The sequence below is a fragment of the Paenibacillus alba genome (assembly GCF_013204855.1).
In the GTDB taxonomy this organism is placed as follows: domain Bacteria; phylum Bacillota; class Bacilli; order Paenibacillales; family NBRC-103111; genus Paenibacillus_E; species Paenibacillus_E alba.
The window spans coordinates 20,035-33,008 of record NZ_JABMKZ010000020.1 but is presented as its reverse complement, the minus strand read 5'-3'; the positions used below and the strand labels follow the sequence as shown (position 1 = coordinate 33,008).

Genomic DNA, 12,974 nt, shown 5'->3' with positions numbered 1-12,974 from the left:
CTATGCATGACGACATCGACACTTCCCCCCTTATATGTAGAATGTCAAATTAAGCATGAATATTACGCGTTCTCCATTATGCATATCCAGGAAATTATTAAAATGCATGACATCACCGTATTGCCGGGAGGGAATCCACGTTTGCGCGGCGTGATTAACCTGAGAGGGCATATCATTCCCATCTATTGCTTGCGGTCCATGCTGCAGCTCAGACCAGAGGCGGATACGAAACAAACCCGCATTATGATCGTGAATCTATCGGGTAAAACAGTAGGGCTTATTGTCGACGGTGTGAGCAGAGTTATTCGCTTCGCTGAAACCAAGCCTGTCTCTGAAGAGTTCGGTCATCAGGGGCGGGTGTACTTGCAGGCTATCGGGCAAAGTGAAGATCGGTTTGTGGGGATTTTGGATGTCCAAGAACTTTTTATACAGGAGGTGAGAGGCCATGAGTGATTTTCATATTGATATGTATATGGGCGTGTTTTTGGATGAGCTTAGCGAGCAATTGCTTCTTCTAGATAAGAGTTTGCTGGATCTTGAGGAAAACGGCAGTAAACCGGAGACGATGCAAACTATTTTTCGCATCGCCCATACACTCAAGGGCTCATCTGCTGCAATGGGGTTCGATAAGCTCAAAGCGTTAATGCACAATTTGGAAAACATATTTGACCACCTTCGCAACGATCGGATTCAAGTCAGCACAGACCTGATGAATGTCTTTTTTCAAAGTGTTGATTATATCAAACATCAGCGGGGGTTATTTCTGCAAGGTGTTTATGAAGAGCAGTCAGTCGCTCATTTGATTCACATCCTTGAGCAAACGTCACGAGCAGAAACGCCTGTGATCGCTCAGCTGGAGGCACTTGCTCATACGGAAATTCCGAACACCCCGGTCGAACAATATTTAACCTCTGTCCGCATTACGATAGAACCCGAAGCGGTTATGAAGGTTGTGCGGGCGACATTGGTGCTTCATGAGCTTCAAACGCTTGGGACGGTGTTGTCTACACAACCCGCATTTACGGAAACAAGTCAGGATGAGGAGTTGGCAGGCCCGATCCTGTTTATCCTCACAACGAACGAGGAATGCCGCACGATTCAGGAAAGAATGCACCGAATTTCCCAATTGTCCGACGTCATCGTGTCGCCGCTCACTACCAGCCAGCCTTCATCGCAAGAGCAAGAGCAAGAGGAAGTTCGCCCTCCAGCAGCAGCTCGGGCAGACAGCTCAGGCAAGCTGCCTGCGAAGCCGGCAGCCTCGGCCCCGAAAGAAGCGGCGTCTGTTTCGCATACAGTGCGTGTAGACGTGCATCGTCTGGAGCATCTCATTAATCTTGTCGGTGAATTGCTGATTGATAATACGCGCTTAGTCGAAGTGAAGAAGCGCTTGCAAGAAAAGTACAGGCAAGATCCGGACATTCAGCTACTGGAAGACATAACGCATCATCTTGGCAAAATTGTGAGCAATATGCGGGATGGCATGATGAAAACGCGGATGATTCCGATTGAGCAGCTGTTTAGCAGATTCCCTCGATTAATTCGCGATTTGTCCCAAACGGCCAATAAAGAGATCGCTTTGACGATTGAAGGGAAAGAGACGGAGTTAGATCGCACACTGATTGAAGAAATCAGCGATCCATTGATACACATCATCCGCAATGCAGCTGATCATGGCTTGGAAAGCCCGGAGGATCGGGAAGCGACAGGCAAACCGCGAAAAGGCCATATTCATATGATGGCTGCGCATGAAGAGAATTCAATCGTGATTACGATCAAGGATGACGGCAGGGGCATTGATCCGGAGCGAATTCGCAAGAAAGCGGTGGATAAAGGCTTCGTTAGTGAAGAAGAATCGCTTCATATGACGGAGAAAGAAGTGATTTCTCTCATTTTCCATTCGGGAATGTCGACCGCTGAACAGGTCACTGAATTATCAGGCCGAGGCGTCGGAATGGATATTGTTCGCTCGCACATAGAGAAGCTGAACGGGCTTATTGCTATTGATACGGCAATTGGCAGGGGAACGACGATAACCCTCAAGCTTCCCCTTACCCTTGCCATTATTCGTTCTCTGCTGGTTCGTCAAGAGCAGCGGACAATTGCTGTTCCGCTTTCGAACATTATTGAAATTTTCCGTTATGGCGAACAAGAAATTCAGACGCTGCATGGACAAGAAATTTGCCATGTTCGCGGTGAAATCTTACCCCTGCTGCGTTTGAATGACTTATTATCGCCAGGTCATAGCGGACAAGTAGAGAAGACCAAGGTCAAGCAGTCGATTCTGATGATCGGCATGGCTGATAAACGCGTCTGTCTCGTTGTAGATCAGCTTATTGCGAATCAAGAAATCGTTATTAAATCGCTGGATGACATCGTTGGGCATGTTCCTTTTATTGCGGGGACAACGATACTGGGCGATGGTTTGGTTGCCCTTATTCTGGATGTCAATGCCATTATGCAGAAATCAACATCATCTCATCTGCGCTTTGGCTCGAAGGAGCGGGCAATGAAAGGGAAGCACACGATGAAGAAAGAGCTTGTGACGATTCGGTTAGATGCGCAGTGGTATGGCTTCCAGCTTGATCATGTACAGGAAATATTGGCTATTCCGCCAATTACGAAGATTGCTGATGCAAAGCCGCATGTACTTGGCATCATTCAGATCCGGGAAGAGCTGCTGCTTGTTTATGACTTACGCATCCGAATGGGGTTATCCAGCCAGCCTTCGTCCCGTTATTCCCGTGTCTTGATTGTACATGATGGAGATCAATCCATCGGCATCGCTGTGGACTCGGTAACGGAAATACTTACGGTCTATGAACATGAGTTGGATGAAGATGTCGCCCAGAATAAAGCCGCTTTGTCCATGATAAGAAGCATCTACAAAAAGGATGAGCGACTGATTCAAGTTTTCGATAGAGAAAGTCTGCTCTTGAAGCTGAGGTGATAAATATGAGGACATTCCGTGTGTTAATCGTTGATGATTCCATCGTCATGAGGAATATGATCGCCATGCTCTTTGGCAAAGACGAGCAGTTTACGGTCGTTGGATTCGCAGTTAACGGTGCAAATGCGCTGGATAAAATCGTAGAGCTGCAGCCGGATCTAGTAACCCTCGATATTGAAATGCCTGAGATGGATGGCTTAACAGCCTTGCAGCAAATCATGACTTTCCATCCTGTACCGGTCATTATGCTTAGCAGCTATACAGAAGAAGGCTCCAATGCAACGCTTAAAGCGCTTGAGCTTGGGGCTATGGATTTCTTTCAGAAGGAAACACTGTTCCAGAAGACGCGCAATGTGCTGCTGGAACAGGAGTTTCTGGTCCGCTGCAAGACCGCTATGCGCAAGAAGCTGTTTCTACGCAATGAAACAAGCATACTGGGCAAAGAGCAGTCGATTAAAAATCATTTGGAAATGCTGACCTTTCTTTTGAAAATGGAAGACGACATGCTTCAATTTCACGATGAGCTGCAGCAGCAAATTAAGCAGCAAAATGGATTGCTCAAGAAATTCCGCAAAGAAGGGAATCAATTCCGCTATACAGAGTGGCAAGGCTCTTTATTTAAACGGCTTGGGGTCACTAGGGATCAGGCGCTGGGGAAGGAGCCGCATGACCTATTTCCCCCGGAGCTTGCGGCACATATGCTGCCCTTTTATCAAGACGTCTGGGAGCAGACTACGCAGGTGATTGATTTCGAAACTGAATGGCATGGTTATTATTATTTGACTGTGCTTCGTCCGATGAAACGAAATGGGATTGTGACCGAAATTATATCGTTGACCGTCGATATCACAGAGTCCAGAAGGATGGAGGAACGAATCCGTTACTTGGTGAATCATGACCCGCTGACAGGACTTCCGAATCGGCATGGCATGACGAAGTGGATGGAAGAAACAATGGCAAGGCAGGAACGTTTTGCTGTTGTTTTCATCAATTTGGATCATTTCAAGCTGGCCAATGAAACCTTTGGTCATGATACAGGAGACCGAATTCTACAAGTGATTGCACGCAGATTGCGAAACATCGTCATTTTTGATGAATTATCAGTCTTCCGTGTCGGCAGCGATGAATTTGTTGGGCTAGTGAAATGCCAAGCGGAGAGCGAGCTTGAAGGATTTGCTCTGACTATCGTCAGAAGCATTAATCAGCCCATTCGTATTCTGGAACACGAAATATATATGACCCCTTCGATCGGCATTAGTCAATTTCCACAAGATGATCAGGATTCGGAAACCTTGATTCGCTATGCGAACATAGCGATGGACTACGCGAAGGAATCGGGCGGGAATCAGGTGCAATATTTCAATTCGCAAATTTATGCCAAAATTGAACGTCGAATTAAGATCGAGAAGCATCTGCGGAAAGCGCTCGAGAGAAACGAGTTTATTCTGATGTATCAGCCTCAGATTAACTTGCTTGAGAATCAAATTATTGGATTTGAGAGCTTAATTCGGTGGGAAAGCCCTGAGCTTGGCCGTGTATCCCCCCTGGAATTCATTCCAGTTGCAGAAGAAACGGGATTCATATTTCCTATAGGGAAATGGGTGCTGCAAGAAGCATGCCGGAGAAACAAGATGTGGCAGGAGCTTGGCTTTCCTAAAGTAACGATTGCAGTTAACTTGTCTTCTAAGCAATTCTACGATCATTCACTCAAAGACCAGATACATAGTATTCTGCTGGAGACGGGTCTAGAACCGCAGTATTTGGAGCTGGAAATTACAGAAAGCATGACCATGGATGTGCAAGCTGCCATTGCGACTTTAAATAGCTTTCGGAGCATGGGGTTAAAGATTGCCATGGATGACTTTGGAACCGGCTACAGCTCACTTAGTTATTTGAAAGAATTTCCCATCCATAATTTGAAAATTGATCAATCTTTCGTGAAAGACATCTCGACGAATGCAACGAATGCCGCAATCGTTAATACGATTATTACGCTTGCCAGGAATTTGAAGTTGGTTGTGATCGCAGAAGGGGTAGAGAATGTGAACGATTTGAAGCTGCTGCAGGAATTCAACTGCGATAGGGTCCAAGGCTATCTCTACAGCCGTCCGGTGGAAGCAAGCCAAGTTCCGGATATCTTTGCCAAGTTTGCCGGGAATCAGGTGAATATGGATGAATAAACCGCTAAGCGCCGTCACAGAGATATGAAATTTATCTGCGGCGTTTTTGTGTATCTTTATACTGCAAAACAATATAGACCGACACTTTTCGACAACATATAATAAATAAATAGAGGGGAGAGGTGATCGTGTGATCAAAGACCTGCTTAACAACTTTTCGGTATTAGCTGTTTTTATTTTTGTTTCGATCCAGCTTTTCTATAATTCTAGATTCAAAGCCATGTCGAAATGGAAATACCGCTTGTTTGTGGGTCTGATGCACGGCATATACGGCGTTGCATTAGCTTTTTTCGGGGTTCATGTCAGTGAGAATCATATCTTGGATCTCAAAGCAATTGCCATTCTGATGGCAGCGTTTATTGGCGGCGGAGCGTCCGCTTTCATTGCTACGGTTGTGATGGTCATCGGTAGATCAATGCTTGATCCTTCGGTTTCTCTAAGAATAGCGCTGATTGGGTTCTTGATCTTCACAGGCTGTACGCTAGCGAACTATTATGTGCAAAATTACTTGAAGAAGTGGTCTCTGCTTGTTGTATGTCCTATCGTTGTCTTATTCGTGGATATGGTTGTCGTTTACCATTTGCCCTTCGTTGATGTCGTTATGCCTGCTTTGCTGCTGCATTTGGCGGCTGGGGCTTTCGTTGGCGGCTTGATTCATTATTTTTTGAAATCGGACGAGCTCAGAAGCCAAATTCGCTATTTCCAGCAGGAATTATCAGATATTTTACGGCTGCAGTCCGGTTTTACTTTTAAATTAAAAAAGATACACAATCAAACGGTCTACACGATGATTGACGGTCAATTACTGCGTAATTTAGGGCTGGATCCGCAAGATTTAACGGATAAGCATGTGCAGAATATTGCCAATATGTCCGCAGACTTTTCCGCGTTATTGTTAGCCAAATACGAAGAAGCCTGGCAGGGCAGTCAAATTTCATACGAAACCGAGTTACGGGGAAAGACCGTATTCACAACCCTGCAGCCCGTATTCGAAGGTGGGCAGGTCATTGAAATTATCGGCTCAACGACGGATATTACAGCGCATACAGAGGCGGAGAGGCGTATTCAAGAGAGCGAAGAACGCTATCGGATCCTCGTTGAGAACTCCCAAGAGGGAATTCTGGGATTCACGAAAGAAGGCTGTATCCGTTCGGCCAATCCGCGGGTATCGTTAATTACGCATGCTCCTGCAAGCGATATGCTTGGGCAGCGCATGACCGAATACCTTCCTGAGAAAGAGCACATCCGCTGGGATTTTCATTTTCAAGAGGTGGTGCTTCAAGGAGGGAATATTCGTTTTGAAATTAGCATCCCTTCCCTAGAGGGAGCTGGAAGAGATTATCGGGTTACACTTTCGGCATACCATAATGCGGCCGGCGAGTTGGAGGGGATCGTTGGAACGATTCATGAATTTACAGAAGTGACAATGCGGCATGCTGCCGATCAAGCGAATCAAGCCAAAAGCCAGTTCATTGCCAAAATGAGCCATGAAATCAGAACACCTCTGAATGGCATTATCGGTCTTTCGCAAATTCTTGGGAAAACCCCGCTCTCCGACCATCAAAAGGACTATCTTCACAAAATAAAGTCATCTTCCCATACATTGCTTGGCATCATTAATGATGTACTGGATCTTTCCAAGGTAGAAGCGGGCAAACTCGAAGTTGAACGGACAGGGTTTCACTTGGATGAGCTGCTCAAAGATCTGTCCAGTATTCTGGCTGTCTTATCGGATAGCCGACAAATTGAACTGATTTTCAATACGGCGGCTGAACTGCCCGATCATATTCTGGGGGATCCTCTGCGACTCAAGCAGGTGCTGCTGAATTTGTGCAGCAATGCGATCAAATTTACGGCTACAGGCTATGTGATGCTCAAAATTGAAATGGAGCCGCTGACATCCGCAGATGAGCTTAATATCAGATTCATCATTGAGGATAGCGGCATTGGCATATCAGCTGACCGATTAGCAGTTATTTTTGAACCCTTTACTCAGGCAGATGGGTCTACCAGCCGGGAATACGGCGGCACGGGTCTTGGATTAACGATTAGTCAGCACTTGATTGAATTGATGGGGGGCACATTAGAAGCTCAAAGTATCGAAGGTCAAGGAAGTCGCTTCCAGTTCACATTGCCTTTTCAAGTCATTGAATTAGCGAATCCGGATGAGTGGGATATAACGAAGGAACAAGCTCCTTATCAAGTACTCTTAGTCGAGGATCACCCTTTGATGAGCAGCGCCTTGCAGGAAACATTGGAATCCTTTGCTATAATTGTGTCAACAGAGTCTTCTTGGAAGGGATTGTTTGAACGAGTAAAGCGGCAGGAAGCCGGGGAAGACCGATACGATGCTGTTCTGCTCGATATGGAAATTGAAGATATGTACGGCATAGATACGTGGGAAGCTTTGATTCAGTCGATAGAACGCAAGCGAACGATGGTTATTTGCTTTACATCACCGCTTGGCAAAGAAGAAATGCTGAAGCTGCCCAAGGCATCGCGGCCTGATGCTGTCCTGATTAAACCGATTTGCCGTTTAGAGCTTCATCAAACACTGGATGCCATGTTTCATCCGCATCGTGAATCTAGGCGTCTGGGACAGAGGAGCATACTGCCGGCAAGTCCAGCTGTAGACAACAAATCAGGGCGAATTCTTCTGGTCGAAGACAATGAGATTAACCAACAAGTGGCGAGGGAGCTGTTGGAAGAGCGGGGGTATGAGATCACGATAGCGGAACATGGAAAGGCAGCAATTGAGAAGCTGGATGATGAGCTGTTTGACTTAATTCTGATGGATATCCATATGCCGGTTATGGATGGCGTCGAAGCAACCATGTATATTCGTCAGCTCTCCGCTTATAGACATCTACCTATTATCGGGATCACCGCCAATGTGGTGAAACAAGACCACGATCGCTACTTGGGTCTTGGCATGAACGATGTCATCAGCAAGCCATTTGATGTGAATCGCCTTCTTAGTGTCATTGGCAAATGGATGGGGCCGGCAACTGCTGCAGCAACCAAGCCAAGTCAGACGAGCGGGACAGCTTTCTATATATCCATCGATGCGATCGATTGGAAAGCGGCGCTTGCACGGTTGGAGGGCAAAGAATTCATCCTTATTGTTATGCTGCAAATGTTCAAAAGAAACTATGCCGACTTTGCTGGCCAACTGAACGAATCCATACGCAAGGAGGATTGGTCAGCGGCCAATCGTGCCATTCATACGCTGATTGGTGTAGCGGGAAGTCTTTCGGCCAATGACTTATATGCAGCAGTCTGTGCCTTGGAGGCCTCCCTCTTGCAGCAAGGCGACATCGCTGGCTACCTTCGCGAGGTGACAGAAGAAATCGAGAGAATTTCGGCGTTTATTCCGGAAGAAGCGGGTTAAGGATAACGGCTGATTATCGGATTACCGCACCGCTGGCAGAGGTTAGGTTGAAAACGAGGATTACGAAGTGATAAGATGAGGCAGCGTATGAAGCAGGAAAGGAGGCATTGCTTTTGGAACTGAAACGTTTGTGGCAGCAGGAAATTCCCCAAGTGCAAGCGCTGATGATAGACGTTGTATCGCGTCTTCCTTCCGATAGCCTCTATTCGATGGATCGCATAGAGGCTATGTATAAGTATGTGGAAGAAAAAGGCGAAATCTACGGTGCTTATCAAGATGAGAAGCTGGTTGCCTATACGGTACTGGCATTTCCCGGATTAAGCGATAGCAATCTCGGACGCGAGTTTGGCGTGCCCGAGGAACATTTGACCAGAGTGGGATCGCTGGAAGGGTCGATTGTCCATGAATCTGTCAGGGGACGAGGCCTTCAGCGGCGATTCCATGAGTGGAGAGAGCAGCGCGCCCGTGAGAAAGGGCTGTTATACCTGTATGCAACGGTGCATCCTGACAATGCCGTAAGTCGGCGTAATCTAGAAGCAGCAGGCTTGACCCTGCAATTCTCTCGCCCTATGTATGGCGGACTTCCTCGTCAATGCTATGCCAAGAAGCTTGACTAGATTGCAATTAATTGGAAGCAGCGAGCTCCTGTACTTTTTTCCAGGCATCCAGATGTTTTTCTAGCTGTTCGACCAAAGTCGCAACATCGGCAAGGAATTTCGTCTGGTCATTCCCTTCGATGTCCAAGCCTTCGTCTTGGAGCTCGAGAGGAGTGGTCGGTAAAGCGGACAGCAGCTGGTGCAGCTTCGATTGAATCGGACTAACAGCGGTCATGTTTACAACGGCGGCTGGTTCCGTCACGGCCAGCTCCGCAGTTGCGGCAACCATGGCTGAGGCGTTGACATCAGCTTTTTGAGCTTTTGAAGGCGCCTTGGCAGCTGTTGGTTTAGCTCGCTCTGCGCGGTTGTTCTGGAAGTTAGACCACGTTTCTACAAGGTCAGGGCCCGATTTGTAGAGGAGCTTCCCCTTCGTGCTCTCGGAAATCTCTTTATCTTTGAACATTTTGGCGATCTTTTTCACATCGCTGACCGGCAGCTCGTCACGGGCAACAATTAGAGCAAGCGGATCGCGGTGCTCTATCGCCAAATCTTTCAAAGGCAGCAGCTGATCCTCCGTTAGCTTGTCTTTACGAATTTCGGTTCCACTGACGATCAGCTTCTTCACGGCATTGCCAAACTTCAATAAATCGCATTTGTTTTTGATGTAGGATTCAGGCTTGCCCAGCTTGCTCGAAAGGTATTTAATCGAGGAGCTGAACTTGGAATCGTTCATGAGCTTATGGAAAGCCTCAGCTTCTTCAATCGGCGAAAAGCCTTCTCGCGTCAGATTCTCCGCAATTTGTTCCAAATAAATTTCTAATTCATCCGTTACGCTGGATACAATACACGACATGGTCGGTTTGCCGAGCATTTTACTTGCCTTGTATCGGCGATTCCCATAAATGATTTTGTAGCGATTGTCAGCTGTTGTTCGTACTTTTATCGGTGACAACAAGCCAATTTCCTCAATGCTTTTCATTAATTCTTGGAGAGCCTCTTCGTCAAACTGATAGCGGGGCTGATCGGTGTCTTCATCAATTAATGCTATAGGAATTTCAATGATATTCATCGTACGTCTCCATTCGTTCAATTTCATCTTTCATTATTATATAACAAGGTTCAAATCGTGGAAATGTTTAATCCTAGCGGCAACAAAGGCGATGAGGAATAAAAAGATTGCAACAAGTGCTTTTGAAATGAAATAATAGAAAGATCAAATGTCGAAAAATGACAAATCTTGTGCAGTGCCTAGGAGTAGAATAGCATGAAATCGATTCAATACATGATAATCGCTCTAATTTTTGCCCTATTAGTCTCATCGTCGGAGTTCGTGCTGGAGAAGTATAAGAAATCCTTGCTGCATGAGCTTACGGTAACGGAAGAATCTCAATTATCGTCGAAAACCTTGGCTTTGCAATCGGTGATTGATCGTAATTTTAATTTAATGGTCAGTTTAGAAGCTTATGTGAGTGCAAATTATTTGCAAAATAAGGATGAACAAGAAGTCGTAACCTACATTGCCTTCTTATATCTGGGCGCTCAGGCTTCAACGCTAAATTTGATTATCGCTCCCAAAGGCGTCGTGAAATATGTCTACCCAGTTAAAGGGAATGAAAGTATTCTGGGCTGGGATCTGCTGAATGATCCACGCGAGAATGTGCAGCAGCAGATTGCCCACGCTTTGCAAACGAAAAGCATGACCATCAATGGTCCGTTTCAATTATTGCAAGGCAACAATGGCTTGGTTGCGCGCAAGCCTTTATATCATGACGGAGCTTTCTGGGGCTTTGTTTCCGTCGGTGTAGATATGGATCGCTTGCTGAACGAAGCTGGCGTTAAGGACAACGCTGAAGACATTCTAGACATGGCGATTCGTAGTCCTGGACAACCCGCCTTTTATGGGGATGATGCTATCTTTCAAAAAAATCCGATGCTCTCGTACATCCAGCTTTCCGATAATAAATGGGAGCTAGCCGCACTGCCGCATGCCAGCAGTATCCAGAGCATCGGGCAGCAGATAGGCTTCATTCGCAGTTCCTATATTTCTGTTCTACTGTTGGGTCTTCTGTTCATTCTCTATATCAGCAGACAGCGGGATAAATTAAGCCGCGCCGTCAACGATCGAACGAAGGAGCTGCAGTTGGCCAATGAGGGTTTAACATCGATGAATGATAAGCTGCTAGCTGGACAACAGGAGCTGTATAACTCCAATAAACGCTTGCAGGAATCGGAGCAGTTGCTTTCCTATATGGCTTACCATGATGTTCTGACGAACCTGCATAACCGGGCGCACTTCCAGATGATGCTGAAGGAACAAATTGAATGGTGCCAAATTCATCATACGTCTCTGGCTGTATTGTTCTTTGATTTAGATAATTTCAAGATGGTGAACGATTCGCATGGTCATGATATGGGTGATTTAATGCTCATGGAGGTAGTGGACCGGATTCAACATTCGGGACTCACCTACCATACCTTTTCAAGATTCGGCGGAGACGAATTTGCTATCCTGCTTGATAATTGCTCGGATGAATCAGACATTCAGCTCTTCTGCGAGCAGCTTTTAGACGTTCTGAAGCCGCCATGCCTTCTTGCGAATCGCGCCTTTTTCATCAGTGCCAGCATTGGCATCGTCCTATACCCGAATGGCGGCATGACCTGGGAAACCCTGCTCAAAAATGCGGATATCGCGATGTATATAGCGAAAAAAGAAAGCGGAAGCTCCTATAGCTTCTTCAATCAGCAAATGGCAATGAATTCGTTATCCAAGCTGGAAATGGGAAATCACCTGCGTCAATCGCTTGAACGCGGAGAGCTGGAAATTGTCTATCAGCCTCAAGTGGACTGCCATCTTGGCCAAATTGTCGGAGTGGAAGCACTTCTGCGTTGGAATCATACGACCAAAGGGTACATATCGCCTTCGGAATTCATTCCGTTAGCCGAAGAAATTGGAACGATCGTGGAAATCGGGGAATGGGTGCTGCGAGGGGCTTGCCTGCAAATGAAATCGTGGCATTGTCAGATGGAGGCTCCATTAACCATGTCGGTCAATCTCTCGGTGAAACAGCTGAATGATGAACGCTTCGTTGATAAAGTCAGTCAAATACTCGAGGAAACCGGGCTGGAAGCCAAGTATTTGGAAATGGAAATTACCGAAAATGTAGCCATGAAGGACGAGCAGCTGGATGCGCTTCGCTGTTTGCGCCAATTGGGACTTGCGATTTCTGTGGATGATTTCGGAACCCATTATTCCTCGCTCAGCTATTTGAAAAGATTTCCTGTTACCAAAATTAAGCTCGACCAGTCCTTTGTCCGCGGTGTTCAAACGGATGATAAGGATCGAGCGATGATCAGGGCAATTATTTCAGTCGCTACATCGTTTCAGCTTCATATTATTGCTGAAGGTGTTGAAACGGAGGAACAGGCCAGCTTCCTGGTCGCCAATGGCTGCAACCACATACAAGGCTATTATTTCTTCCGTCCTATGAATGCTGAACAAACATTTGCCGCCATACAAGAGAACCTGCAGCCTAAACTGGGATTTCTAGTCGCAGATGCCAAGGATTTTTCTATATAGATGCCACTTGATGGGTTTAAAGCCTGCAAAAATGCATGCTTTTTCAGCGAAATCGTTTGGAAAATGGGAATGCCTGCGAAAATGCAGGTATTTTAGGTCCCATCCTCTAAAAAGTACGAAATGTCCGAAAAAACATGCAGAAACGCAGGAATTTATCGAAATGAAGCTATTTCCAAGTACAAAAGATGCATATTCGCAGGTTTTACGAAAATACAACCGCACATTTCACTGATGAGGCGGTACTCGTTTAGACAGTTGAGGACGCAAAGCAGACCCGCTAAAT

At 46.2% G+C, this 12,974-nt stretch carries 7 protein-coding genes; 6 read left to right on the top strand and 1 reads right to left on the bottom strand.

What is annotated here, in order from left to right:
- Positions 1 to 6 precede the first annotated feature (6 nt).
- The 5 genes from HQN90_RS22680 to HQN90_RS22660 all read left to right on the top strand — a co-directional run bounded on the left by HQN90_RS22680 (position 7) and on the right by HQN90_RS22660 (position 9,135).
- Complete coding sequence (locus HQN90_RS22680) at positions 7 to 453, top strand: chemotaxis protein CheW (protein WP_173222902.1); 447 nt, start codon at positions 7 to 9, stop codon at positions 451 to 453.
- Entirely contained in the window at positions 446 to 2,947 is a 2,502-nt protein-coding gene (locus HQN90_RS22675) for a chemotaxis protein CheW (RefSeq protein WP_173222900.1), read from the top strand. The genes HQN90_RS22680 and HQN90_RS22675 overlap by 8 nt, the downstream gene beginning before the upstream one ends.
- A 20-nt stretch (positions 2,948 to 2,967) precedes the next feature.
- Positions 2,968 to 5,127 (top strand): EAL domain-containing protein, encoded by a 2,160-nt coding sequence (locus tag HQN90_RS22670; RefSeq protein WP_173222898.1) that lies wholly within the window; start codon positions 2,968 to 2,970, stop codon positions 5,125 to 5,127.
- A gap of 130 nt (positions 5,128 to 5,257) precedes the next feature.
- Positions 5,258 to 8,518 (top strand): response regulator, encoded by a 3,261-nt coding sequence (locus HQN90_RS22665; RefSeq protein ID WP_173222896.1) that lies wholly within the window; start codon positions 5,258 to 5,260, stop codon positions 8,516 to 8,518.
- A 113-nt stretch (positions 8,519 to 8,631) separates the two neighbouring features.
- Positions 8,632 to 9,135, top strand: a complete 504-nt coding sequence (locus HQN90_RS22660; RefSeq protein WP_246362777.1) for a GNAT family N-acetyltransferase — start codon at positions 8,632 to 8,634, stop codon at positions 9,133 to 9,135.
- Positions 9,136 to 9,142: 7 nt separating this feature from the next.
- On the opposite strand, the gene HQN90_RS22655 is transcribed toward HQN90_RS22660, so the two are convergent.
- Positions 9,143 to 10,183, bottom strand: a complete 1,041-nt coding sequence (locus HQN90_RS22655) for a ParB/RepB/Spo0J family partition protein (protein WP_173222894.1) — start codon at positions 10,181 to 10,183, stop codon at positions 9,143 to 9,145.
- A 195-nt stretch (positions 10,184 to 10,378) separates the two neighbouring features.
- Here HQN90_RS22655 and HQN90_RS22650 point away from each other — a divergent pair, with 195 nt between their 5' ends.
- On the top strand, positions 10,379 to 12,691 hold the full coding sequence (locus tag HQN90_RS22650) for a bifunctional diguanylate cyclase/phosphodiesterase (protein ID WP_173222892.1): 2,313 nt from the start codon (positions 10,379 to 10,381) through the stop codon (positions 12,689 to 12,691).
- The last annotated feature ends 283 nt before the right edge of the window (positions 12,692 to 12,974 follow it).